The organism is Vibrio profundi, from assembly GCF_043642225.1.
GTDB classification, from domain to species: Bacteria; Pseudomonadota; Gammaproteobacteria; order Enterobacterales; family Vibrionaceae; genus Vibrio; species Vibrio profundi_A.
Genome location: NZ_JBHZSF010000003.1, coordinates 278968 through 304858, shown reverse-complemented (window position 1 = coordinate 304858; position 25891 = coordinate 278968). Strand labels below are relative to the sequence as shown.

General features: G+C 43.9%; 26 protein-coding genes. 10 read left to right on the top strand and 16 right to left on the bottom strand.

What is annotated here, in order from left to right:
* Nucleotides 1-11 precede the first annotated feature (11 nt).
* A complete protein-coding gene (locus tag ACHUFI_RS07945; protein ID WP_394247934.1) occupies nucleotides 12-821 on the top strand; it encodes a MetQ/NlpA family lipoprotein in 810 nt (269 codons plus the stop codon).
* A gap of 120 nt (nucleotides 822-941) precedes the next feature.
* Here ACHUFI_RS07945 and ACHUFI_RS07940 read toward each other — a convergent pair whose 3' ends face one another.
* A complete protein-coding gene (locus ACHUFI_RS07940; RefSeq protein ID WP_394247932.1) occupies nucleotides 942-1718 on the bottom strand; it encodes a Zn-ribbon-containing protein in 777 nt (258 codons plus the stop codon).
* Between the two features lie 3 nt (nucleotides 1719-1721).
* Nucleotides 1722-2267, bottom strand: coding sequence for a SecY-interacting protein (gene syd / locus ACHUFI_RS07935; protein WP_394247930.1), 546 nt, complete (start codon nucleotides 2265-2267; stop codon nucleotides 1722-1724).
* Nucleotides 2268-2398: 131 nt separating this feature from the next.
* Here syd and queF point away from each other — a divergent pair, with 131 nt between their 5' ends.
* The 6 genes from queF to ACHUFI_RS07905 all read left to right on the top strand — a co-directional run bounded on the left by queF (nucleotide 2399) and on the right by ACHUFI_RS07905 (nucleotide 10581).
* Nucleotides 2399-3244 (top strand): NADPH-dependent 7-cyano-7-deazaguanine reductase QueF, encoded by an 846-nt coding sequence (gene queF, locus ACHUFI_RS07930; protein WP_394247928.1) that lies wholly within the window; start codon nucleotides 2399-2401, stop codon nucleotides 3242-3244.
* 36 nt (nucleotides 3245-3280) lie between these two features.
* Nucleotides 3281-5539: a tetratricopeptide repeat protein gene (locus ACHUFI_RS07925; protein ID WP_394247926.1), complete on the top strand. Its 2259-nt coding sequence runs from the start codon at nucleotides 3281-3283 to the stop codon at nucleotides 5537-5539.
* 117 nt (nucleotides 5540-5656) lie between these two features.
* The gene (locus tag ACHUFI_RS07920) at nucleotides 5657-7222 is read left to right on the top strand and encodes a GGDEF domain-containing protein (protein ID WP_394247924.1); all 1566 of its coding nucleotides are present in this window, start codon (nucleotides 5657-5659) and stop codon (nucleotides 7220-7222) included.
* Between the two features lie 194 nt (nucleotides 7223-7416).
* On the top strand, nucleotides 7417-8775 hold the full coding sequence (gene ppnN, locus ACHUFI_RS07915; protein WP_394247922.1) for a nucleotide 5'-monophosphate nucleosidase PpnN: 1359 nt from the start codon (nucleotides 7417-7419) through the stop codon (nucleotides 8773-8775).
* A gap of 112 nt (nucleotides 8776-8887) precedes the next feature.
* Entirely contained in the window at nucleotides 8888-9664 is a 777-nt protein-coding gene (gene xni, locus ACHUFI_RS07910) for a flap endonuclease Xni (RefSeq protein ID WP_394247920.1), read from the top strand.
* Nucleotides 9665-9825: 161 nt separating this feature from the next.
* The gene (locus tag ACHUFI_RS07905; RefSeq protein ID WP_394247918.1) at nucleotides 9826-10581 is read left to right on the top strand and encodes a DNA/RNA non-specific endonuclease; all 756 of its coding nucleotides are present in this window, start codon (nucleotides 9826-9828) and stop codon (nucleotides 10579-10581) included.
* Between the two features lie 89 nt (nucleotides 10582-10670).
* Here the strand turns inward: ACHUFI_RS07905 and rlmM are convergent, their stop codons facing one another.
* The 7 genes from rlmM to pomA all read right to left on the bottom strand — a co-directional run bounded on the left by rlmM (nucleotide 10671) and on the right by pomA (nucleotide 17481).
* On the bottom strand, nucleotides 10671-11762 hold the full coding sequence (gene rlmM, locus ACHUFI_RS07900; protein WP_394247916.1) for a 23S rRNA (cytidine(2498)-2'-O)-methyltransferase RlmM: 1092 nt from the start codon (nucleotides 11760-11762) through the stop codon (nucleotides 10671-10673).
* The gene (locus ACHUFI_RS07895) at nucleotides 11759-12157 is read right to left on the bottom strand and encodes a DUF423 domain-containing protein (protein WP_394247914.1); all 399 of its coding nucleotides are present in this window, start codon (nucleotides 12155-12157) and stop codon (nucleotides 11759-11761) included. The genes rlmM and ACHUFI_RS07895 overlap by 4 nt, the downstream gene beginning before the upstream one ends.
* Complete coding sequence (locus ACHUFI_RS07890; RefSeq protein WP_394247912.1) at nucleotides 12147-12770, bottom strand: alpha/beta fold hydrolase; 624 nt, start codon at nucleotides 12768-12770, stop codon at nucleotides 12147-12149. Before ACHUFI_RS07890 ends, ACHUFI_RS07895 begins: the two co-directional genes overlap by 11 nt.
* The gene (locus ACHUFI_RS07885) at nucleotides 12763-13671 is read right to left on the bottom strand and encodes a transcriptional regulator GcvA (RefSeq protein WP_394247910.1); all 909 of its coding nucleotides are present in this window, start codon (nucleotides 13669-13671) and stop codon (nucleotides 12763-12765) included. Before ACHUFI_RS07885 ends, ACHUFI_RS07890 begins: the two co-directional genes overlap by 8 nt.
* A 419-nt stretch (nucleotides 13672-14090) precedes the next feature.
* Nucleotides 14091-15539 carry a tRNA uracil 4-sulfurtransferase ThiI gene (thiI, locus tag ACHUFI_RS07880; protein ID WP_394247908.1) on the bottom strand — a complete coding sequence of 483 codons (1449 nt, stop codon included), beginning with the start codon at nucleotides 15537-15539 and terminating at the stop codon, nucleotides 14091-14093.
* A gap of 215 nt (nucleotides 15540-15754) precedes the next feature.
* The gene (locus ACHUFI_RS07875) at nucleotides 15755-16702 is read right to left on the bottom strand and encodes a flagellar motor protein MotB (protein ID WP_394247906.1); all 948 of its coding nucleotides are present in this window, start codon (nucleotides 16700-16702) and stop codon (nucleotides 15755-15757) included.
* 14 nt (nucleotides 16703-16716) lie between these two features.
* Nucleotides 16717-17481: a flagellar motor protein PomA gene (pomA, locus tag ACHUFI_RS07870; RefSeq protein WP_394247904.1), complete on the bottom strand. Its 765-nt coding sequence runs from the start codon at nucleotides 17479-17481 to the stop codon at nucleotides 16717-16719.
* A 300-nt stretch (nucleotides 17482-17781) separates the two neighbouring features.
* On the opposite strand from pomA, the gene xseB reads away from it, so the two are divergent.
* Genes xseB through dxs form a run of 3 tightly spaced genes read left to right on the top strand, consistent with a single transcriptional unit; the run spans nucleotide 17782 to nucleotide 20833 of the window.
* Nucleotides 17782-18024, top strand: coding sequence for an exodeoxyribonuclease VII small subunit (gene xseB / locus ACHUFI_RS07865; RefSeq protein ID WP_137355554.1), 243 nt, complete (start codon nucleotides 17782-17784; stop codon nucleotides 18022-18024).
* Nucleotides 18025-18044: 20 nt separating this feature from the next.
* Nucleotides 18045-18929, top strand: a complete 885-nt coding sequence (gene ispA, locus ACHUFI_RS07860) for a (2E,6E)-farnesyl diphosphate synthase (RefSeq protein ID WP_394247902.1) — start codon at nucleotides 18045-18047, stop codon at nucleotides 18927-18929.
* A gap of 20 nt (nucleotides 18930-18949) precedes the next feature.
* A complete protein-coding gene (gene dxs / locus ACHUFI_RS07855; protein WP_394247900.1) occupies nucleotides 18950-20833 on the top strand; it encodes a 1-deoxy-D-xylulose-5-phosphate synthase in 1884 nt (627 codons plus the stop codon).
* Nucleotides 20834-20925: 92 nt separating this feature from the next.
* Here the strand turns inward: dxs and ACHUFI_RS07850 are convergent, their stop codons facing one another.
* From ACHUFI_RS07850 to ACHUFI_RS07820, 7 genes are all read right to left on the bottom strand, one after another.
* A complete protein-coding gene (locus ACHUFI_RS07850; protein ID WP_394247898.1) occupies nucleotides 20926-21282 on the bottom strand; it encodes a putative quinol monooxygenase in 357 nt (118 codons plus the stop codon).
* A 41-nt stretch (nucleotides 21283-21323) separates the two neighbouring features.
* Complete coding sequence (gene pgpA / locus ACHUFI_RS07845; protein WP_394247896.1) at nucleotides 21324-21830, bottom strand: phosphatidylglycerophosphatase A; 507 nt, start codon at nucleotides 21828-21830, stop codon at nucleotides 21324-21326.
* Between the two features lie 2 nt (nucleotides 21831-21832).
* The gene (thiL, locus tag ACHUFI_RS07840) at nucleotides 21833-22801 is read right to left on the bottom strand and encodes a thiamine-phosphate kinase (RefSeq protein WP_394247894.1); all 969 of its coding nucleotides are present in this window, start codon (nucleotides 22799-22801) and stop codon (nucleotides 21833-21835) included.
* Nucleotides 22802-22909: 108 nt separating this feature from the next.
* Nucleotides 22910-23377, bottom strand: coding sequence for a transcription antitermination factor NusB (nusB, locus tag ACHUFI_RS07835; RefSeq protein ID WP_394247892.1), 468 nt, complete (start codon nucleotides 23375-23377; stop codon nucleotides 22910-22912).
* Complete coding sequence (ribH, locus tag ACHUFI_RS07830; RefSeq protein ID WP_004741508.1) at nucleotides 23377-23847, bottom strand: 6,7-dimethyl-8-ribityllumazine synthase; 471 nt, start codon at nucleotides 23845-23847, stop codon at nucleotides 23377-23379. The genes nusB and ribH overlap by 1 nt, the downstream gene beginning before the upstream one ends.
* Before the next feature lie 195 nt (nucleotides 23848-24042).
* The gene (ribBA, locus tag ACHUFI_RS07825; protein WP_394247890.1) at nucleotides 24043-25152 is read right to left on the bottom strand and encodes a bifunctional 3,4-dihydroxy-2-butanone-4-phosphate synthase/GTP cyclohydrolase II; all 1110 of its coding nucleotides are present in this window, start codon (nucleotides 25150-25152) and stop codon (nucleotides 24043-24045) included.
* A gap of 77 nt (nucleotides 25153-25229) precedes the next feature.
* A complete protein-coding gene (locus tag ACHUFI_RS07820; RefSeq protein WP_394247888.1) occupies nucleotides 25230-25886 on the bottom strand; it encodes a riboflavin synthase in 657 nt (218 codons plus the stop codon).
* Between the last annotated feature and the right edge of the window lie 5 nt (nucleotides 25887-25891).

Here is a 25891-nt window from a genome sequence, read left to right as displayed (position 1 = left end):
AGGAGATTATTATGAAATTTAGCCTTAAAGGTTTACTGACTATCGCAGCTGCTGCCTCTGCTCTAGTTCTAGCTGGCTGCGGTGAGAAAGAAGCAGACACTTCAAAAGTTAAAGTTGGCGTTATGGCTGGCGCTGAAGCTCAAGTTGCTGAAGTTGCAGCAAAAGTAGCGAAAGAGCAATACGGCTTAGACGTTGAACTAGTGACTTTCACTGACTACGTAACGCCAAACGCTGCGCTAGATGATGGTTCTATCGACATCAATGCTTTCCAACACGCACCATACCTAGACCAACAAGTTGCAGACCGTGGCTACAAGCTAACTATCGCGGGCAACACGTTTGTTTACCCTATCGCGGGTTACTCAAAGCAAGTTAAATCTGTTGACGAAATCCAAGACGGCGCTCGTATCGCAGTACCAAACGATCCAACTAACCTAGGTCGCTCTCTGCTTCTTCTTGAGCAACAAGGTCTTATTGAACTACGTGAAGGCGCAAACCTACTTGCAACGGTACGTGATATCGTAGGTAACCCAAAGAACATTACTATCGTTGAGCTAGACGCAGCACAACTTCCACGTTCTCTTGATGATGTTGCACTATCAATCATCAACACGACTTATGCGAGCTCTATCAACCTAACTCCACAAAAAGATGGTATTTTCGTTGAAGATAAAGAGTCTCCATACGTAAACCTAATCGTTGCACGTGAAGACAACAAAGATGCTGAAAACGTACAGAACTTCGTTAAAGCATACCAAACAGAAGAAGTGTACAACGCAGCTTCTGAAATCTTCCAAGGTGGCGTAGTAAAAGGTTGGTAATACGTTTGTCACCCATGACATCACAACCTAGTACGTAACACACAAAAAAGCCGATATCGAAAGATATCGGCTTTTTTATTACCGCTCACAACTCAACAGCGCCTGCACTTGTTATCAAGGTTACTTGATATGATCCCAAGACATGTTCGAAACGATTCGGCAATCGTCACACTTGAAATGGAAAATATCATGCAGAGGCTCTTCAAGCAGCCAATCACCACCGCACTTCGGACACTTTCGCGCTTGCTCTTCCGCTAAGCTTTTGCCACCGACTCGGTACTGGTAATAATAAGTCGGCACTTTTGATAAGTATTCAATACGGCCACGTAGATCCCACCCACGCTTAAATAGCACACTGTCAGCGTCGCAAATTTCATGCAAAGAAGCATGCTCAGCGCGACAGCCTCCGGCCATCTGGATCTCATCACACGCTTGCCACTCAGTTTGCCACTTAACCACCGCTTTATGGTCGCCGTTTGAGGTTGGCGCATTTCGATACAAAGGGATTGGAAGGAGGGTTTCGCCGCTACGTAGAGGTGAGCAAGTATGCACGTACGTGGTGTATAACACTTGCCAGCTTGGCGTTTCTTCTTCAGCCACTTCTTCTGAGTTTAAATCACGCCCGAGCAAACGCATTTTGGGCGCTAGTAGGCTAGCTTCCGATAAGCGATCAAAGCAAACTTTAACAAAATCAGAATGGTTTCTTGGATGTAGGCTATCTTGCTCAGGGCAAACCACACGAACAAAAAATTCGCCTTCTCCCATTACGACCGGGAACTCACGTCCAAGCACTTGCCCGTTATAACGAAGTGCATCCATCAAACCGTTAATGGCCTTATCAACCGCACTCACTGTGGTGTTGTCAAAGCACTCAAACTGCAATTCAACTACATACATCGTTTATACCGCTGGCTCTAATTGTTGTAAGAATTCGGCTAATGTTTCTGCCAGCACATCTCGGTTACTAGTACCTAGTCGTTCCAAAATCACATTGCCAGTTAAATTACAGATAGAGATAACATCCAACTCAGCATCTGTGGCTGCAATAAACACGGTCGGTTTAAGCTTTAATCGACGCTGCGTGACTAAGTGGCCAAGGATATTTTCTTGCAAACATTCGAAATCTTCATCACTCCAAATCTGAAGCAACGTCAGCTCGTTACCTTGATACGTCGCATTCATGTCTGCGCTGTACTGCACGCCGTAAAACGTTTTGATGTCGTCGTGTAGAGTCAGCTCAATACCTGTCTCTACATTTGAAAAATCGGCATGTTGTTCACGAGGGTAACTTTTCCATAGCACAGCGTCTTCGACTCTTCCCTCTACACAGGGGGAAACGATGTCCACTAACTCTTCATTACGAGGTAAGCTTTTGTGTTGCTCTTGCCACGCTTCAACGTAACGCTGACTAAAAGAAAACAGTGCATCTTGGGCACATTGAGCCATGAAAATCTCCTAACGCGATTATATTAAATGGAATCTTTCACCTTTCTGCATCTACTGAGCGATGACTTAATGACACAGTTAAGGGGATTCAGTAAAATTGGCCCCATTCTAATCGAATTTAAAGCGAAAGTATGAGCAAATATTCTGATGCCAAAGAACTAGCGGGCTTAACCCTAGGTCAAAAAACTGAGTACTCTAACCAATACGATGCAAGCTTATTACAACCTGTGCCGCGTAGCCTAAACCGCGATGATCTCGCGCTAGGCGGTGACTTACCGTTTGTTGGCCATGATATTTGGACCATGTACGAGCTTTCCTGGTTGAATAGCAAAGGCTTACCACAAGTTGCGGTTGGTGAAGTATATATCCCTGCAACCAGCCCAAACTTAATTGAATCAAAATCTTTCAAGCTATACCTAAACAGTTACAACCAAACACAATTCAATGACTGGAACGAAGTCGAGCAGCGTCTTATCCAAGACTTATCGAATTGTGCTGGAGAAACGGTATTGGTCAATGTGAATACCGTTACAGATTACACAAACCAGCCAATCGTCACTATGAAAGGCGACTGCATCGATGACCAAGACATTGAAATCGGTAGCTATGAATTTGATGATGCATTACTAGAAAATGCAGCGGGCTCTGAAACTGTCAGCGAAGCGCTGCATAGCCACCTGCTAAAATCCAACTGCCTAATTACCAATCAGCCTGACTGGGGCAGCGTTGAGATCGAGTATCACGGACCTAAGATTGATCGCGAAGCATTGCTGCGTTATCTCGTCTCTTTCCGCGAACATAACGAGTTCCACGAGCAATGTGTTGAACGTATCTTCACTGACATCATGAAACACTGTAAACCAAGCTCACTCACGGTGTATGCACGTTACACTCGTCGTGGCGGTCTCGATATCAACCCGTATCGCTCCACTGAACAAGATAAGCCTAGCCACAACAAACGTATGGCTCGTCAGTAGTAATACTGCCTCACTACATCACAAAGGATTATGAAAATGCGTTGGTTTCATTTGGTTGGCTTTCTCTGCCTAACAATAAGTGCGGCAGTCAATGCGACGGTCTATTCATCAACATTACTTAATGAAGCCAATAAGTTAATTGAGATTGATCCAAGCCAATCGAAACAGATAGCCACAAGTTATCTAAACCAACGCAAACTTACCGATCAAAGTGAGAAAAGTCCGACTGCAATTTCGCGTGAAGACGCTGACAACTCGATAAGAACTCCAGGCGGGAGTATCGATGCCTACAAAATCCTTGCGCGTGCTGAATATAATCTCGGCAACGTTCGTAGCGCGATTCAAACGCTCGCACTCGCAGATAAGCTGGCAAAGAAATATCAACTGCCTTACCTAGAACTTGATGTTCAAATATTGCAGACGGAATTGCTTTGGCTAAATGATCAAAAGTCATTAGTCGCAAAGCAAACATTACGCAAAATAGAAGAACGCCTTTTGGCTTCATCTAAAACGCTTCAACTTACCGATGGCGTGACTTACCGCCTAACTATGCTCAAAGCCAAGATTTCTTCGTACGATAACAATATGGCAGAGGCAGAAAGCCTCTATAAGAATGCAAAAAATTACTTAGGCAGTCGCCACTCTGAAAAAACGTTGATTGATTACCATATTTCGATCGGCGAGTTTTACCTCAACCATAAGCGCTATAACAGTGCACTGACCGAGTTACTTTTTGGTTATTGGAAATCGGTAGAAAGCAACCTCAGTGCCCGACTTGCTAAAGTGAACCGCTTATTGGCGCAACTATTCTTTGAACGCCAAGTGTTAGATAAAGCACTGGATCACCTCTCCCAAGCCGCCGATTTTTACGACAACTACGAAGATTCTCCGATCCTCGCCACCGTTCTTAAGAAAATGGGTGACGTGTATTACTTCCAAGGAAAATACAATTTAGCCTTGGTTCACTTTTTCAATGTACTTGACCACGAGAGTACTGATCGAAATATCGCTCAAGTCATCGAAATCCGCCTGAGTCTTGCAGCGACGTACTTGCGCTTATACAACTACCCGCTGTCGGAGCAGTATTTGTCTCGAGCCTTAGAGTTATTGGAATACGCCGATATCCCAGAGTTACAAGCTAAAGCCGCCCTGATGTCAGCGGGGTTAGCGTACCACCTGCAAAAGAGTGACCAAGTCATCGCAGATGCGCTAGAAGGGCTTGAGATCGCTAACACACTCAACAACAGCCGTATTACTCAGCAAGCTTACTACCTGCTTTCACTTGGCTATGAACAAGCAGGGGAATACAAACTTTCTCTGACAAATATTAAGCACTACAACTTGCTTATCGCACTAGAACAGCAAAACCTTAACCGAGTCAGCGAAGATGCATTCCGCCAACAAAAAGAGTTTGCTGAGCGCTCGCTTCACTATTCAGGCCAAGAAGAAGAGCTAGAAGAATACAAACTAGAGCATCGCAAATTTCAAAAGATCGCCTTTGCGCTCTTTCTATTTAGCATCATCTTGTTCTTCTTCGTTCTACGACGTGGCTACATTATCCAAAGCCAAGCCAAACAAATTGATGGGCTGAGCAAAGATTTGTATACGCATTCGCGTTCTAAGCTACGTAACCTGCGTATGTTAAACGCCAAGTTGTCAACGTCCCTTCAGAGGACTAATGAAACCTTTGAGCAATGGCAAATGGGTGAGTTAATCCACGAGCCACTCAATGATCGTTTGCGCTTTGTGATGATCGATTTGCCATTCTTACGCAACATGTATATTCAGAATGGCTATAAAGCAGGTCTTGAACTTGAGGAAGCATTCGGTGCGTTTTTGAAATCAAAGCTCGACGGGCCAGCTCGTATCTACCACTTCTCAGATGCCAATTTACTTTATATCGAGCCAAACTCGGACCGTAATAAATCCCCAGAAATGATCTTCCAAAAGATCCAATCTTGGATCTCTGAATTTGAGCCGGAAAGAAAAGCAAACCGAAACATCCGAATGGGCATCGCAGATTACCCATTCTTGCCTCGCGCATACACCGCTATCAACGACCAAGAGTTATTAGACTTGCTGTTAATGTCGACGAACTTGGCACGGGAGATCAGCCTCAAAGAGCGCAATAGCCAATGGGTATATTTAAAGGCAATTGAGAACGCGCCTGCGGCAAGCCTTGCAACTGGTAACATAAGAGAAGCATGTAAACACGCCATTAATCAGGGATTAATAAAAATACAATCTTCCTACCAGAATGAGGACAGCCTCAAAAAAATGCTAAAAGATGAATAATTATCACCCACTTGGTACGTGAATAGAGTGACGTTACTTTTAGTTTTGTTATTATCGTTTATTCGCATTTCATTAATACGATCACGATTGATCTAAGTGGTATAAGTTTATTTTTCTATGGGTATTCTCGAACAAGATATTCAAGCTCAGCTGCACCAACTGAAGTCTCAGTTGGAACAAGTGCGTTTGACACAACGAGATACTTCATTCAGATTTAAGCGAGAACAAAAGGTACTTAAGCGTATAGTGTCATCACTCAGTGGTGCATGTGTTGGTAATAACCAGCGCCTAGACGAAAGCCTGATTGCCTTAAAGGAAGAGTTAGAACAACAAAAAGACATTAGCTCGCTTATTCCTCGGCTTGCTGTATTAGAAAGGATGCTCAAGCAAAAAACCTTGGCTATGGAAAAACAAAACGGCTATCTGGACGACAGCATTAAACATAGTGGTGAGACTTTACAGAGAATCACCGGTCTTCCAGCACAACTAAAACGTGATTTACGTAATCTACTCAGCTTCTCCGAAAGCAATGGCAGTGAAAAAGTTGACCATGCCATGAAACTGCTGAGTATTTACGAGCGCGCCATCAAAATCATGGCAACCAATTCACGAGCCAACTTTTCCGATAGCGAATACTCCCCAGAGCAAGAACTACTGTCTAACCTAGCGGTCGAGCTTCAGCACTTAATTACTGAGCTGGATTTTGAAGGTGAATCTGGTGAAATCCTTATCGATATCCGAGCTAAGCTTCTGCTTGGCGTTTCTACGCAAACCCTCTTCGAGTTAACGTTACAAACGCTCAAGCTAGTCATCGAAGGGACGAACCTAGAACGCAAAACGTCCGAACAGTTTATCGAACAACTCAACGCTTCCTTATCAGCAACCATAAAAACTGTCGCTCAGAATACCGATCAAAGCCAAAGCTACTTTGAACATAGAAACGGTTTAAATAATGAGCTAAGCGCTCTTGTCAGCAAAAGCCAAATATCGGTCAAAAATGCTAAAGAAATTGATTCTTTAAAAAGCACGATCAATCCTCTTCTAAGCCAAATCGCTTCACTTTCCGAGCGTTTAAGCCACGCTGAAGAGAAAGAGCAAGCACTGATCGAGCGAATGAATTACGGCAAAGCTCAGCTTGATGGCCTATTTGAAGTCACTCAAGATTACCGCCGCCGCTTAGAAGATCAGGCACAGCGCATGTTGCTGGATCCGCTCACTAAAGTTTATAACCGTACAGCGCTTACTGACCGACTTGAGCTAGAGTACCGTCGTTGGATCCGCTCTCAGCACTCTCTTCGTGTTGTTATGCTCGATATCGATAACTTTAAGGCGATTAATGACAGCTTTGGCTATACCGCCGGAGATAAAGCGTTAAAGATTATTGCTCGTACCATTAAGAAAGAAGTGAGTGATACCGACACCGTTGCTCGATTCTCTGGTGAAGAATTTGTACTGATTCTTCCTGAGCAAGACGACGACTATTGTCATCAAGTGATTAAGAATATTCAGACTCAAGTCAGTCGTTTACCTTTCAAATTCCGCGACCAGCAAATCACAATTACCCTGTGTGCATCGAGTACTCAATTCAAAGAATCCGATACGCCAGAAGAAGTACTAGAGCGTTTAAACAAAACCCTCAATAAAGCCAAAAAATTAGGTTCAAACCAACTAGTTTGGCACTAACTGCTGTTTAATTGTTCAAATAACTACAATTTTTCAAACACTTATCACAACGCAATTCTTCTAATCTTTGCTAAGCTAACTGTTAACAGTTTGCTAAATTATCTCGCTATTCTTAAATTCTGCCCGCGAATACGAGGGCATATAATTTTCGTCATTGATAATTAGCTTTCCTTTTCACCGAATAAGGAGGCACTATGATCACTCATATCAGCCCAGCCGGAAGCATGGATTTGCTCTCTCAACTTGAAGTTGAGCGCCTTAAAAAAACGGCATCAAGTGAACTCTACCAACTGTATCGCAACTGTACGTTAGCGGTATTAAACTCTGGCAGCCACACCGATAATTCAAAAGAACTCTTGGACAAATACCAGTCGTTTGACGTCAATGTGGTGCGCAGAGAGCGCGGGATCAAGCTTGAACTGAGTAACCCACCAGATCACGCCTTTGTTGATGGCGAAATCATTAAGGGTATTCAAGAACACCTATTTTCAGTACTGCGTGACATTGTGTACGTTAATATGCACTTAGCGGACAATCAGCGTCTAAACCTCACCAATGCCACTCACATTACCAATTTGGTGTTTGGTATTTTACGGAATGCGGGGGCGTTAACCCCAGGTATTGAACCTAACCTTGTGGTCTGTTGGGGTGGACACTCTATCAACCCAACCGAGTACCAATATACGAGAGAAGTCGGCCATGAAATGGGGCTGCGCGAACTTAATATCTGTACTGGTTGTGGCCCGGGCGCAATGGAAGGCCCAATGAAAGGGGCGGCGATTGGGCATGCAAAACAGCGTTATACCGATCATCGCTACTTAGGTTTAACCGAACCATCGATTATTGCGGCAGAGCCACCAAACCCAATCGTCAATGAACTGGTGATCATGCCAGACATTGAAAAGCGTTTAGAAGCCTTTGTGCGTATGGCGCATGGCATCATCATTTTCCCTGGGGGCCCAGGTACCGCGGAAGAGCTACTCTATATCCTTGGGATCATGATGCACCCTGAAAACGCAGACCAACCATTACCAATTGTCCTCACGGGTCCTAAAGAAAGTGAAGCTTATTTCCGCTCAATCGATAAGTTCATTGGGGATACATTAGGGGAAGCGGCGCAAAAACATTACCAAATCGTCATTGATGATCCTGAAAAAGCCGCTCAAATCATGAGCCAAGCCATGCCAGAGGTTCGCGCGCACCGAAAAGAAACAGGTGATGCCTACAGCTACAACTGGTCACTAAAAATTGCTCCTGAGTTCCAAATGCCGTTTGACCCCACCCATGAAAGCATGGCAAATCTTGATCTTCACCTAAATCAACGACCAGAAAATCTAGCAGCTAACTTGCGCCAAGCATTTTCCGGTATTGTTGCTGGTAATGTGAAGGCCGAGGGGATTCAAGAGATCGAACGCCACGGGCCATTCATTATTGATGGCGATGCCTCTTTAATGGAAAAAATGGACAAACTGCTTAATGACTTCGTCGAACAACAACGTATGAAGTTGCCAGGCGGAACGGATTACGTTCCTTGTTATAAGATTTCCAAATGACAGAAAGCTAGGCTAACCAAGCCTTACGCTAGCTGGTGACAACATTTCAACTAGTTAGTAGATACGTTATGATAAGGGGCTTAACCGTAAGCCCCTTTTTTATTGGAATGTTATGTCTATTCATCTTGTGATTATCGATGCGCTTAACCTAATTCGCCGAGTGCACTCTGCTCAACCAGACCCGACCGATATCGCAAGAACCATCACCACGACCACTCGCACCCTTAATAAGATTTTGTCGGAATCTCAGCCGACTCATATCATCGCGGTATTTGATCATCATTTACAAGATCGTGGTTGGCGTGCCAAAGTTCTTCCTAACTATAAGCAGAATCGTAAACCAATGCCTGAGCCATTAATGAATGGATTGGATTCCATTCAACAAGCTTGGTGGGAGCTTGGTATCGACTCACTCTTGTCTGATGGTGATGAAGCGGATGATTTAGTTGCAACACTGGCAACCAAAGTCGCGAGCCACGGAGAAAAGGTCACCATAATTTCAACGGATAAAGGGTATTGCCAGCTGCTTTCACCAACATTGCAAATCCGCGATTACTTCCAGCACCGTTGGTTAGATAAACCTTTCATCGAAAAAGAATTTGGGGTTAAACCTGAACAGCTGGCGGACTACTGGGGGCTAACCGGCGTTAGTTCTAGCCAAGTACCGGGGATCCCAGGCGTGGGGCCCAAAGCCGCGAAAGAGATCTTAACTAGCTACCAAGATATCGAAGAAGCGTTTTCAGCTGACGACCTTCCTGCGAAATACCGCAAAAAGTTTGACGAGCACATTGAGTCAGCACGCCTATGTAAACAAGTATCAGCACTCAAAACAGATATTGAACTGGGCTTTAATTTGCAAGATATTCGCTTTTCCGGCAGCCCAGATTAAAGCTCCTAGATGTTTATCTTTTCTGTTGTGTTCTCCGTTACATTCACAACCTAATCATAATGTTAATCAATACCTTACCGAGTATTGATTAACATTTAGCCTTCATCACAGTCTTATTGATATAAGTATTTAATTTCATTGCTCCAATAAGGAGAAACACAATGAAAAAGATACTATTACTCACAACCCTCTTACTCACTATCACACCTTTTGCTAACGCCACCGAGAGTTGCGGTGAGCACCTTGCTAAAGGCTTACCTTCTGAAAATTCCGATCAGGTCCTGTGTCGTACTGGATACGCGGTCGGCTACAACTATCAAACTAAGAACGCTGATTGGGTGGCTTATCATGTCACCGCAGACAGTGTTAACGCCCAATTCAAACGCAGTAATAACTTCAAGGTAGATGCCGAATTACCAGAGTATGCCCAATCCACGTTAAGCGACTATTCCAAATCTGGATATGACCGCGGACACCTTGCACCATCAGCGGCGATGGACTTCAGTCAAGAATCAATGCAAGAAAGTTTTCTGCTAAGCAACATGTCCCCACAGTTGCCTGGATTTAACCGTGTAGGATGGCGCTTGCTGGAAGAGCACGTTAGAGATCTGGCGAACGAGTATCAAGAACTGTATGTGGTCACTGGTCCTATCTATGAAGGTAATGAAGCATCTATTGGGGATGGAGTCATAATTCCAAGTGCCTTCTACAAAGTAGTGTTAGACCCGTATTACAACGATGCTATTGCGTTTATCGTCCCCCATCGTGATGTTTCAGGCAGCGAGCTAGTCGACTTTGTCACCACCATTGATGAAGTTGAACAGCGAACTAACTTAGACTTCTTTGCTCACACTTCTGACGATATCGAAAACTCGATGGAAGCAATGCTATGGGAGATGTGGCCAACACCAGAGTAGCGCTTGATAAAGGTGAACTGACTTTAAAAGAGATGGGCTCTGAAAACAAAAAACGCTCCTAAAAAGGAGCGTTTAACATCATCGTTTACTTAGTGCGGAGAGATATTAGATAAGCACTGAATGTGCACTGTGATCTCTTCACGGTCATGATACAAGTGCTTAGCTTGCATCTTGTATTTCACGCCGTTGTCGTTAAGGAATACTTTCAGATTTTCAATATCTTGTAGCACTTCATCATAGCGACCTTTCATAGGCAGCTTGAGGTTAAATAGGGCTTCTTTTGCCCAACCTTTGATGATCCACTCACCCATTAAGTGTGCAACACGCGCTGGCTTTTCAACCATGTCACAAATGATCCAAGTAACGTTCTTACGGTCTGGTTCAAATTTAAAGCCATCCACCATGTGGTGCTTAATTTGCCCAGTTTCCATTAGGCTATCTGCCATCATGCCGTTATCGACACAGTGAACGAACATAGAGCGCTTAACGAGCTGATAAGTCCAACCACCAGGGCAAGCACCTAAGTCAACGCCCCACATGCCCGGAGCTAAACGTTCATCCCACTCATCGCGAGGGATGAATACGTGAAACGCTTCCTCAAGCTTCAAGGTTGAGCGGCTAGGCGCGTCCGATGGGAATTTCAGACGTGGGATCCCCATAAAGAACTGTGAGTTATTGGTTGGGTAAGAATAACCAATAAAACAATGACCAGGAGCGATAAAACATACGTGAAGCACTGGCTTCTTTGCATTGTCTTTTGCCGTCATTAACCCTTTACCACGCAAAGCTTGACGCATTGGCACGGTGAACTTACGACAAAACTTTAATAGCTCTTTGGCTTCGTTGGTATCAGGGGTTTCGATACGAATGTCCCCACAACGAGGGAAACCATCTTTTTCTGACAGTTCTTCAAGAATTGGAGAAATGCGGTCATCTTTCGGCAAGTCTTTAATTTCAACCGCCACTGCAATCATCTGACGTGCAAAAATCAGCGATTGAAAATCGATGTTTTTGATCAGCTTATCTGCTTCGCCATCTTGATAGCACTCAAACAATACAAATCCCGTATTGTTTTTTAAACGAGGAAAACCAAACACTTCAAGTTGTGTAGCTTTGTCTTGAATTTCACCTGCACATTCTTTTTCAAAACCAGAGCGACAATAGAGTAGTACGTGTTTCACTTAGTTACCTCATTCATTTTTAAAGCAGCAAAGGAGAACATTCCCCAGCCAATAATAAATAGTAGCCCACCCAGTGGAGTGATAGGGCCAAACCATTTAATTCCTGTCAGCGCCAACGCATATAAGCTGCCACTAAAACAAAGGATGCCGATGATAAAGCAAATTGCGGCAATGAAAAAATATTTTTGTGCTTTAGCGCTAAGTTTCATCTGTAACAAAAGCCCACAAGCCAAAATCGCCAACGTATGGATAAACTGATACTGCACGCCGGTTTCAAACACGCCAAGCAAATACTCAGGCAGTTTCACTTTTAGGGCGTGGGCTGCGAAAGCGCCAAGCATGACTGACACCATTCCAGAAAGCCCCCCAAACATTAGTAGGTACTTACTTTTCATCCAGAACCTCATCAATAAACTGAGACAACTTTTCGACGGTTAACTCTATATTCTGTTGCTCCGTATAACCTGAACTCTTACGAGGCTTGAAGCTATGGTCACCATCTGGAATAAACTCAACACGAATCGATTGCGATAATTCAAATCCACTGAACTCTTCTTTTTTACCAAATGTATCTCGTTCACCTTGCAAAATTAGACAAGGCTTTTCTAATTCTGCTAAGTGCTCACCTTTATAGTTTTCAGGTTTACCCGGTGGGTGGAAGGGAAACCCTAAACAAGCTACAGCGGCAACTTTGCCTAGTCCACTAAGATGGCTTGCCATACGCCCTCCCATCGACTTACCACCAATGACGATGCGCTCGTTTTCTTCTGCATCAATAATCACTTGATAAGCTTCTAGCAATTTTGGAGCTCTATCAGGCGGCCTACGTTTCCCGTCTTCTGCTCGTTTAATCATGTAAGGGAAATTAAATCGAACCACTCTGATGCCTTTTCCAGCTAATCCTTTCGCGACAGAATCCATGAAGTCATGATCCATTCCCGCCCCGGCACCATGAGCAAAAACAAACGTTTTGTTGTTTTCAGCACCATCAATAATCATGTTATTCATCGAGCAAGTCCTCTTGTTCACTTTGAGCTTTCGCTAGCATCCAATCACGGAATGTTGCAATACGCCCCATGTCCGCTTGTTTGTCATGGCACACAACATAAAACGCATTTTTACTGACTAGCACTTCATCAAAAGGGGCGATTAAGCGCCCTGCCTCAATTTCTGGTTGAGCCAATACATTATTCCCGAGCGCAACACCTTGGCCATGAGCTGCAGCTTGCAGCACCATCGTCGAGTGACTGAAAATTGGGCCATGGTTTACATTGACGCCTTCTATCGCATTTTGCTTAGCAAATTGTTTCCAGTCTTTACGAGACGTATCATGCAGTAACGTATGGCATGCCAAATCCTTCAAAGATTCTAATGGCTTAGTGCCTAACAGTAAGGAAGGTGAACACAAGGGTATCAAGTATTCTTGATACAACTTATCGGCTCTTAATCCGGGCCAGTTGCCTCTACCGTAATAAATCGCCACGTCAACATCGTCGGTTAACGAGCCTTCATCCATATCAACGGCTTTGATACGCACATCGATATCAGGCTGTTGCTGATTAAAATCAGCCAAGCGAGGCACAAGCCATTGAATCGCAAAGCTTGGAGGCAAACTGATCGTTAATGCGCCTTTTTCGCTGCGTTCTAGAACTTTATCCGTTGCTTCAGCCAACGACGTGAAAATATCCTTTATGTCTAAAAAGTAGCTTTGCCCTTCTTCCGTCAGTAACAAAGAGCGATTTCGGCGACGAAATAGCTTTAAGGATAGAAACTCTTCTAGCGCTTTAATCTGATGACTCACTGCCGCCTGAGTCACAAAAAGCTCTTCAGCGGCTCGCGTAAAACTCAAATGACGAGCAGCGGCTTCGAATACTCGAAGCGAGTTTAATGGAGGTAATCTACGAGACATAATCACTCTCTAGTAATGCATTAGTTTTTTTTATCTGAAACATTATAAATTGTCCATTGTCTAGCGGCTAGAGAAATTCTATATTTCATCCCGCAGCGCTAGCCTGAACGGCTTGATTCTCTCTAGAATCAATTGGCTTAGTTGTTGCGATGTTGTGTTTGCAAACTCGTACTTTTCGAGTTAGGTAGGATTCTACCAAATGTTTTGTTACAGATATCCCCTGTAACGAGGCATATACTTCCTGTATTTATTTTGACCTGTCTGTCAAATTTCTTTACACCGCCTTTATGGCGGTGTTTTTTTATCTGCAGCAAATAATTTACAAAACCATCAGTTAAGAACAAGCTTAACTTATCCGAGAATAAAAAAACGCCCACATTTCTGTGAGCGTTTTTTAACAATTCCAAGCAATTACTTAACTATGGGCGGTAAACTTTTACGTTTGCAAACCCTTGTTCTTGCAAGTAAAGCGCTTGTAGTCGGCTCATAACACCACGATCGCAATACAATAAGTATTCTTTCGATTGGTCAAGGTCACCAAACTTTGTTGCCAATTTGAAGAACGGCAGGTGAAGAACTTCAACACCATCAATTTCTAATGGGTTCTCATCTTCTTCATCTGGGCTACGAATATCCAGTACCACCGCATGAGCTTCTACAGCCTGAACCTGCTCGACTTCTGGCGCTTGCTCTTGGCTTTCTTTCTCGATATCGCGAATGTCGATGATACGCGCATTCTCAATCACTTGATCAAGCACTTCAAAGTTAAACTTCGCTTCTTCCGCTTCCAGTTTCGATTTTTTCGCTTTCACTGTCGGCTTCTTAGAAATTACACCACAGTATTCAGGCATAACTTTTGCGAAATCTTCCGTACCTATGATACGAGACAAATCAATGATGTCTTCTTTATCCCAGTTGATTAAAGGACGCAGAATCAAAGTATCTGTCACATTATCGATATGACGAAGGTTAGTTAGCGTTTGGCTAGATACTTGACCTAAAGCTTCACCGGTAACGAGAGCTTCAATGCCAAAGCGCTCAGCAACCATACCACCAGCGCGCATGAACATACGTTTAAGTACAACGCCCATTTGGCCGTCGTCGACGTTTTCCAAGATTTCAGCAACAACAGGTTCAAAATCAATAGCGATAAATTTCACTTTTGCAGAAGAGCCAAATTTGTTCCACAGGTAGTGAGAAACTTGCTTAACACCGATTTCGTGTGCCGGACCGCCTAGGTTGAAGAAGCAGTAATGAACTTTGGAACCACGTTTGATGTGTAAATAGCTCGATACGCCTGAATCAAAACCGCCTGAAATCAAACTTAATACATCTTCTTGAGTACCAAGAGGGAAACCACCCAAACCTTTATGACGCGCAATGATTTGGTTTAGTTTGTCGTTAGCGATTTCAACCTTAACCGTTACTTCTGGGTCTTTTAGCTTAACTTTCGCAGATTCTACTGCTTGGTTAAGGCCACCACCAACATAACGCTCTAGTTCAATAGACGTAAACTCGTGTTTACCACGACGTTTAGCACGGACAGAGAAAGTCTTCCCTTCAATGTCACCACGGCTACGCTCTAGCACTTGCTCGAAGATATCGTGCAAGTCTTTAAATTCTGATTGCTGAACTTCTAGAGAGTGATGGATACCCGGAGTGTGCGTTAGAATTTCTAACGTTTCATTGAAGTATTGGTCACTTTCAGAAGTCACTTCGATATGATCACGACGGTTGAATACCGCAACGTTCTCTGTACGACGTTGAATAATGTTACGGATATTGCACTCTAGAATCCTTGTGAAGCGCTTACGCACCGACTCACTTTTTACAAAAATTTCCGGATGGGGCTTAACAATAAATTTCATAATATTTTCACAACAATTAAAGGGTTCACCGCCAAGTAATCGAACGTCTTTACTAGGCTCTAGATGCACAATAGATCATTATCTAAATCTAAGGGCGCGAATTATACATGAGAATGCTAAGCAAGGAAAAGATTGCGAGCCTTCCGTCTGCATTACTCGCCTAGAAAAAGAAAAGCCCAAGTATTCACTTGGGCTTATATTTATCCATTCTTTTACTAATTGCCAGGGACTGGGACTTCTTCACTATAAAGTGGTTCACCCTGCATGATGCTGATTTCCACGCGGCGGTTTAAACTGCGCTCCGCTTCAGTATCATTCGGCCCTAACGCTTCAGTATCAGCCATGCCTCTCACTCTTAATCTCTGATGAGAGAAACCTCTAACTTTCTCCATTTCCTGTGCGACAGACACCGCGCGCTGTGAAGAAAGGTCCCAATTAGAACGGTACAGTTCCGAATCTAATCTTTGGTTATCCGTGTGACCCGAAATTCGCACAATACCCGGCACATCTTTGACAAGATCAGCGACCTGTCTTACCAAAGGACGGAACTTAGGTTGTAAAAACGCCGAACCTGATGGGAACGCCCCTTTTTCACGAATTCGAATAACAATCTGCTGACCTAAGTTTTCAACTTCAATCGCACCTTGGTCAATCTCACGTTCTAGCGCTTTTTTAATACTCTCCATCAAGGTTTCCATCTCTTGAGACTGAGCTTCAGCTTGCTGTTGCTGCATCTCTGATTCGGAGTTCTGGTTATTCTTGGTCGAAGTATCAGGGGATTGACCACCCGTTAACTTACCTTGATCGCGCTTAGTACCGCCCGCTCTATCGGACTCACCTTCATGGAATTCCAATGTCTGCTGGGTGATATCGATGGTCTGTTGCATGATGACATCAATGGGTGTCGGCTCAGGGCGACCAGGACGGAATTCTTGCGCAATAATGCTGGTACCTTTAGGAATATCTTTCACTTCCAAGCGGTTTTGTACACCAAAGGCAAATTTCATCGAGCCTGCAATCTGTTTGAACTTCAGTACGTCCATTTCCGAAAACGAAAGCAGAAGTACGAAGAAACACATCAGCAACGACATCAAGTCGGCAAAGGTTCCCATCCATAACGGAAGGCCGGGAGGGGGACATTTACAGGGAGTTTCTTCTTCCATACCTTAAGCCCTACTTAGTCGCCATCGCCATCAAGAATACGCTTACCTTCATTGATGTAGTTCTTCAAGTAACCATCAATTACACGCGGGTTCTGACCATCTTGAATCGCAAGCACACCATCCATCACTAAGCGACGGTTTAGCGTTTCTTGATCACGGCGCAGTGCCAGTTTGTCAGCAATAGGGAAGAAAACCATGTTCGATAGGATCGCACCATAAAGTGTCGTTAAAAGTGCAACCGCCATTGCTGGGCCAATCGATTTAGGGTCATCCATGTTTGAAAGCATCGCAACCAGACCAACCAAAGTACCGATCATTCCCATCGCTGGGGTTACATCACCAAATGCACTGAATACTTTACCACCCTGCTCATGACGTTCATCGGTCAGTGCGATATCTTTTTGCAGTGCCGCGCGAACCACGTCAGCGTCGTGACCATCAACCAGTAAGTCGATGCCTTTTTGCATGAAACTGTTCGTGATTTCCATTTCTTCTAATGCAAGGAAGCCACCTTTACGTGCTGCATCAGCCATCTCAACCACTTTCGCGATAAGATCTTCTGGCTCATCTGACTTAAACATAAACGCTTTACCGGCAATTTTGACGGCACCGAAGAATTGGCCCATGGTGAACTTCATTAACACTACGAATATCGAACCACCAACAACGATAAGGATGGAAGTCACGTCGATAAACATCGCAATACTACCACCAAGAATCATTGCCATGATTACGAAGGCGAATCCGCCAATTAGACCTAATAGGGTTGCTAAATCCACAAAGCACTCCTCATGCTGTTTTATGCGTCTTCTTTGAGAATAATCTTCTTATCGGCAAGTAAAGAAGATCTTTTAGTTAAATCTTGATGTTAGTAGCACAATTTTTCTATGGCTATTACCAATTTACTCCTTAGCTTACTCTTCCTTAAGCTTAGTTTAGAGCTCCAAGTTGTAAATTTGATTGTCCCTTCCATTAATGACCGTCTTTATACCAATTTTCTAACAATTTTTATTGGTTAAATTTGACCATCTTAACGCCCTAAGGTAACGTTCGTTCATCTTTACTAACGCAGAATTATTATGGCGACTAAGAAACCAGAAAATATGTCTTTCGAGGCGGCAATTGAAGAACTCGATGGCTTGGTTGATCAACTAGAAAATGGTGATCTAGCCTTAGATGATGCGCTGAAAAAATTTGAGCGTGGTATCGCACTCGCTCGTGCTGGACAAAGCAAACTAAACGATGCAGAGCAACGAGTTAGTATCCTGCTGCAAAACGATGAAAATGCAGAGCTTAGTGACTTTAATCCGCAACCAGAATAAATAATTGTATGAGATCCCCTATGATCGAGACTTTAACGTCTTATCAAGAACGTAATAACGACCAATTAAATCTATGGCTTGACCGCCTCCCTCACCAAAAACAGCCTCTGATTAACGCAATGCGTTATGGTTTACTATTGGGAGGTAAGCGAGCACGTCCATTTCTTGTTTATATCACTGGGGAGATGCTTGGCTGTTCTAAAGAAGCACTCGACACGCCAGCTTCCGCTATCGAATGCATTCACGCCTATTCACTAATTCATGATGATTTACCCGCTATGGATGACGATGCGTTACGCAGAGGTCACCCGACTTGCCACATAAAGTTTGATGAAGCGACCGCCATTTTAACTGGTGATGCACTCCAAACATTAGCATTTACCATCCTTGCTGAAGGTGAGTTAAATGAACACGGTGAAACTTGTCGGATTAAAATGGTACAAGCTCTTGCAGAAGCCTCTGGCGCTCAAGGAATGTGTATTGGTCAGGCACTTGATCTCGCAGCTGAAAATCGTTCTGTTTCGTTAGATGAATTAGAAGAGATTCATCGAAACAAAACCGGGGCGCTCATGAAATGCGCCATCCGACTAGGCGCATTGGCTGCAGGCCAAAAAGGAATAGATATCCTGCCTCAGTTGGATAAATTCGCTGACGCCATTGGCCTTGCTTTTCAAGTTCAAGACGACATCTTAGACATCATTAGCGATACAGAGACGTTAGGTAAACCACAAGGTTCTGACCAAGAATTAAACAAGAGCACCTACCCTTCTTTGCTAGGATTAGAGGGCGCTCAAGAAAAAGCTCACACTCTGTTACATGAAGCGCTTCAAGCTTTGAACGCAATCCCATACAATACTCAGTTACTCGAAGAGTTCGCCCGATACGTCATCGAGCGCAAGAACTAAGACAATAAGCGCGCAATACTATGACTCTTGATATTTCAAAGTACCCCACACTTGCTTTGGCAGATATGCCAGAGGAATTGCGTCTGCTTCCAAAAGAGACGCTTCCTAAGCTATGTGATGAGCTACGTAGCTATTTGCTCAACTCCGTTAGTCAATCTAGCGGACATTTAGCATCTGGTTTAGGCACAGTTGAATTAACTGTTGCTCTTCACTACGTATACAACACACCTTTTGACCAATTGGTTTGGGATGTTGGGCATCAAGCATACCCTCACAAAATCCTGACTGGTCGCCGTGACCGATTGCCTTCAATTCGTCAGAAAGGTGGGCTTCACCCTTTCCCGTGGCGTGAAGAAAGTGAATTTGACACTTTGTCCGTTGGACACTCTTCAACTTCGATAAGTGCTGCGCTTGGTATGGCAATCAGTGCAGAGAAAGAAGGCAAAGGCCGTAAGGTTGTGAGCATCATCGGAGATGGTGCAATTACCGCAGGTATGGCTTTTGAAGCAATGAACCACGCGGGTGATATCCATAACGACATGCTCGTCATTTTAAATGATAACGAAATGTCGATTTCAGAGAACGTTGGTGCATTAAATAACCACTTGGCTCAAGTGCTTTCTGGCAGCCTATACACGTCAATTCGTGAGGGCGGCAAGAAAGTTCTTTCAGGTGTTCCACCAATTAAAGAGCTGGTTCGTCGCACTGAAGAACATTTAAAAGGCATGGTTGTTCCAGGCACTATGTTTGAAGAACTCGGCTTCAATTACATCGGCCCAATTGATGGTCACGATGTCAACGAGCTGATCAAAACACTGAAGAATATGCGTGAGCTAAAAGGCCCACAATTCCTGCATATTATGACGAAGAAAGGCAAAGGCTACGAGCCGGCTGAAAAAGATCCAATCGGTTACCACGGTGTACCTAAGTTCGATCCTGCACACTCTAGCTTGCCTAAAAGTAGCAGTTCTAAGCCGACTTACTCAAAGATCTTTGGTGACTTCCTTTGTGATATGGCCGCACAAGATCCTAAGCTGATGGCGATTACCCCTGCTATGCGTGAAGGCTCTGGCATGGTTCGCTTTTCAAAAGAGTACCCAGAACAGTACTTTGATGTCGCTATCGCCGAGCAACACGCTGTGACGCTCGCGACCGGTATGGCGATTGCGGGCAATAAGCCGATTGTCGCTATCTACTCGACGTTCTTACAGCGTGGCTATGATCAACTGATCCACGATGTCGCCATCATGGATTTACCAGTCATGTTTGCCATTGACCGCGCAGGTCTGGTGGGTGCAGACGGTCAGACGCACCAAGGTGCTTTTGATTTAAGCTTCATGCGCTGCATTCCAAACATGGTGATCATGGCACCAAGTGACGAAAACGAATGTCGTCAAATGCTGTACACAGGCCACCAACATACCGGGCCGAGTGCCGTTCGTTACCCTCGTGGTGGCGGTATGGGTGTTGAAATTCAAGACACTTTCACTGTATTAGAAATTGGTAAAGGCCGTATTGTTCGTGAAAGTTCTAAAGCGAAAGATGGCGCTAAAGTTGCTGTATTAAGCTTCGGTACTTTCTTAGAGAATACCTTACAAGCAGCAGACGCTATCGATGCAACGGTTGCCGATATGCGCTTCGTTAAACCTCTGGATGAAGAGTTGATCAAACAACTTGCTAGTACTCATGACGTATTAGTCACAATTGAGGAAAATGCGATAGCCGGTGGTGCTGGTGCTGGCATACTAGAGTTCTTGATGCAAGAGAAGCTGCCTATGCCAGTATTGAACTTAGGTTTGCCTGATAAGTTTGTTCCTCAAGGCACTCAAGATGAGCTTCACCAAGAGCTAGGCCTTGATGCTGTTGGTATCCAACGTTCGATTGAGCAATACCTCGCTAAATAGTATTACGCAAAAGATAAAAACTAAAAAGGTTGACCAATGGTCAACCTTTTTTCTTTCTTTGCCAACAACTTAAGCTGGTGTAGCGAGCGTCATTATTTATTGTTGAACTGAGGTGCGTCGTAGTTGTTTGGCTCATCGGAATATACACAAACGTTGAACTTCTCAACTAAGCCGTCTTCTGCAACACACTGTTGTTGGAAGAACTCTTGAATTTCAGAACGTTGACAGTGCGCTTCAAACGCTTCGTTATCCACCCAAATTTCGTTGAATGCAATTGGGAAGCTCTCACCTTCAGCAAAAGAGCTTAGGATATGACGTGTCACTGTGTACTGGATACAGCCATCTTCACGCATCGAATTTGGTTCTAGCGCTTTAAGCACTTCAAACAATTCATCCAATTTGCCTTCTTTTGGCAGAAACTGAGCGATGCAATAAACCTTTTTAGACATTTGTTTACCTTACTTTATTTTCGATATAAGAATGTAAGTGATTAAACTAACCAACCTGAGAATTTGGCCACCGCGTAAAGCGCAACACCCGCCATCACACCAGCAACGATATCATCAATCATGATACCTAAGCCGCCATGTACGCGTTTATCAAGCCACCCAATAGGCCAAGGCTTAACCATATCGAAAAAACGGAACAATACAAAGCCAGTAATGAGCCACTTCCAATCATTTGTTGGAATATTTAGCATGGGCACAAGGCTCATCGTGATCCAAAAGCCAGCAAACTCATCCCAAACAATCGAACCGTGATCGTGCACTCCCATATCATCAGAGGTTACTTGGCAAATTTTCACGCCAATAACGCAGCTGATCAACACAACTACTAGATAGGCGGATAAAGGAAGTTGAACAAGCAATAGATATAACGGTACCGCCGCCAAAGTACCCATAGTGCCAGGAATAATCGGAGACAAACCGCTGCCGAAACCTGTCGCTAATAAGTGCCATGGGTTTTTCAAAGAAATCAAAGAGAGTGGATTAGACATCGTTAAGCCTTAAAGTGATCGAAACCGCTTAAATCCCAGTTAAGTGGTTTGCCATTATTGTGTAATTCGAAATGATCTATTGGTCTAATTTGACCAATACAAGTAATCGGAGTTCCAGTGTGGTTCAACACACTTTCTAATGACCCTCGCTGCTCTTCAGGTACGGTAAAACAAAGTTCATACTCTTCACCGCTTGTTAACGCATATTGCTGAGCCGCCGATTCAGAGCCCGTAAAAGCCAAGAGCTCTTCAGAGATAGGTAATTGACTCACATCGATACTTGCCCCTACTTGAGAGCGCTTTAGGATATGCTTTAGATCAGCTATAACGCCATCTGAAATATCAATTGCCGATGATGCGACGCCACATAAAGCTTGCCCGACGAGAACTCTAGGAGTACTCATAAAATGGCGTTCTTCTAGCTGGCTGGCCGCGGGTCTACTCTTTAGGTCACCATCAAGAATAATATCAAGTCCGGCCTTGCTATCACCCAAGTTCCCGGTGACATAAATCCAGTCCCCCACTTTTGCACCGTCTCGGCGCAATGCTTTATCTTCCGCGACGAACCCTTGCACCGTTAATGTTAAGCTCAGAGGACCTTTCGTTGTATCACCACCAATTAGTTGAATACCAAAATAGTCTGCCAATTTAAAAAATGACTCACAGAAAGGTGATAACCATTCTTCATCCACTTCTGGCATGGTCAAGGCGAAAGAGACCCACGCAGGAGTTGCGCCCATCGCAGCTAAATCACTAATGTTCGAAGCGAGTGCTTTATGTGCTACCCACTTAGGATCAGCCTCCGCCAAGAAATGCGTACCGGCGACCAAAGTATCGGTGCTAATTGCAATATGAACATTGCTTGGAGGCTTAACCAATGCGCAGTCATCCCCTGCGGCAAGGTATACGTCTTTACGTTGAGGTTGTCGGTTAACAAAATATTTTTCAATTAAGTTAAATTCGCCAGACATAACGTCAATCCCTAACTCTTAGTTTAAGTAAGTGGTTATTTTACTTAGTTTTTAAACACAAAAAAGGCCAGCACATATGCTGACCTTTTATATTCGATATACGAAGGGTTACTTCTTACGTACGTGTGGTGCAGCTTTATCAAGCACACCATTAACGAACTTATGGCTGTCTTCCGCTGCAAATACTTTTGCAAGCTCGATAGCTTCGTTAATAACCACTTTGTAAGGTACATCTTCACGACGAGTCATCTCGTACATAGCAAGACGTAATAAAGCAAGTTCCATCAGATCCAAGTCTTGCATTGGGCGAGATACGAATGGACGAAGTTTGCTATCTAGTTCCATGTGGCTTAGAGCAACACCAGTCAGTAGGTCGCGGAAATATGCAACGTCTGTTTCTGGCATAGCTAGAGCAGGTTCTGCAGCATGATGCTCTTCTTCATCATACTTACCACCAGATAAGAAATGTTCTTCAACTGTGGCAACATTTTCTTTAGTTATTTGCCAAGAATAAATTGCTTGTAGAGCAAATTGACGTGCATTACGACGTGCGGCTGGTTTCACACTGGCCCCCATTAGGAATCGATTTCAGAAAGAACGTTGATCATCTCAAGTGCGCTTAGTGCAGCCTCTGCACCTTTATTACCAGCCTTGGTTCCTGCGCGTTCAATAGCTTGATCGATCGTATCAACAGTAAGAACACCAAACGCTACTGGAAGAGAGTATTCCAGAGACACTTGCGCCAAACCTTTATTACATTCACTACAAACATAGTCGAAGTGTGGCGTACCGCCACGGATAACTGTACCTAAAGATACAATCGCATCGAACTTACCTGTTTTTGCTACGCGTTGAGCAACAAGTGGAAGTTCAACGGCACCAGGACAACGAACAACAGTGATGTTGTCTTCGCTTACTTGTCCATGACGTTTTAAAGTATCGATTGCACCAGAAAGTAGACTTTCGTTAATAAAACTGTTGAAACGAGCTATAACGATAGCTATTTTTGCATTTGGCGCTGGGAAGCCACCCTCGATCACTTTCATAAGCCTTCCTTTAACTATGTTCATCAAGTGAGAATCGCCGGATTCTAGCATAAAACTGTGAGCAATATCTAATGGATATTTAAGTTTCTAGCCCCTGGCAACTTGTCTCTTTGAAATTACTATTAAAAATGGAAAAGGAAGCCACTCGCTTCCTTTTATATCTATAGAAAAGCGAAAACCGCTTTTCTCAATTCTTTACTCACACACGTATTCAACCACATTCAAACCGAAACCACCAAGTGCATGGTAACGTTTTGAGCTAGAAGACAATAAACGCATATCAGATACACCAAGATCCGCTAGAATTTGCGAACCTACGCCAACACGGCGTGAAGTGCCTTGTTTCTTAGCCATTGTCGGGGCTTCACCTTTGTCTTGTGCTTCAAAGGTTTTCACTTTGTGTATCAAAGAGTCTGTTGACTCCTCGTTACCCAGAATAATCAGCACCCCACCTTCACTGCCAATACGCTGCATTGCTTTATCTAAAGTCCAGCTGCGCTCTGTGCTACGGTCTGAATGCAATAGATCGGTAAATGTATCGTGTAAATGAACACGTACTAGCGGCGCTGAGTCTTTTACATCGCCTTTAACCATCGCGTAGTGAATCTGGTTGTCGATCGTGTCACGGAATGTCACTAATTCAAAATCGCCGAATTCGGTAGGCAGTTGACACTGAGCAACGCGCTCGATCGTCGTTTCGGTGTTGTTACGGTATTCAATCAAGTCTGCAATGGTACCTAGCTTGATACCGTGCTTTTCAGCAAACACTTCTAAGTCAGGACGACGAGCCATCGTACCGTCGTCATTAAGGATTTCCACGATCACAGAAGCCGGTTCTAAACCCGCTAGGCGTCCTAAATCACAACCCGCTTCAGTATGACCAGCGCGAGTTAACACACCACCTTCTTGCGCAGTCAGAGGGAAAATGTGTCCCGGTTGGACTAAGTCTGCCGCTTTCGCATCTTTAGCCACTGCTGCTTGAACGGTTACAGCGCGATCTGAAGCTGAAATGCCAGTCGTTACGCCTTCTGCCGCTTCAATAGAAACGGTGAAGTTTGTGGTGTATTGAGCATTATTATCTTGAACCATAGGAGGCAATCCTAAACGTTCACAACGCTCTTTAGTCATCGTTAAACAAATTAAACCACGACCGTAAGTCGCCATGAAGTTAATCGCTTCTGGCGTAATGTGCTCTGCCGCCATGATCAGATCGCCTTCATTTTCACGATCTTCATCATCCATAAGGATAACCATTTTTCCTTGGCGAATATCATCAATAATTTCTTGAGAAGTACTAATTGGCATTGCTCTATTCCTATTGAAAGGTTCTGCTTCCTAGAACCTACTTTAATTGAGTTTCACATTGGTCTAAACGGAGGAGATCACGCAAAACCGTTTTGCTGCAAGAATTCCATTGTCAGTTTTGACTCTGGTTGCGACTCTTCTTGCTGACCTTGTAGAAGACGCTCCATGTAGCGAGCAAGTACATCCACTTCAAGATTCACTTTTCGACCGACTTGGAACTGATCGATAGTGGTTTCAGACGATGTATGAGGAACAATCGTCAATTTGAATGCATTCTTTCTTAAATCGTTTACCGTTAAGCTAATACCATCAACGGTAATTGAGCCTTTTTGAGCAACGTATTTTGATAGTTCTGACGGCATTTCTACCCAAAACTCAACGGCGCGACCCACTTGATTTCGTTCAATGATTTCGCCAACACCATCCACGTGACCCGAAACGATATGACCACCAAAACGAGTTGTTGGTAACATGGCTTTTTCTAGGTTCACTTTATCGCCAGCTTGGTAATCAACGAAACCTGTTCTTTTTAACGTTTCTAATGATAAATCTGCGCTGTAGCTGTTTTCGTTAAACTCAACCACAGTTAAACACACACCATTGGTCGCAATGCTATCGCCCAACTTAACATCAGACATATCTAAGTTTTCAGCACTCACGGTAATAGTAATATCTTCTCCACGCGGAGAAATCGCTTTTAGTGTACCTACCGCTTCCACAATTCCTGTAAACATCTTCT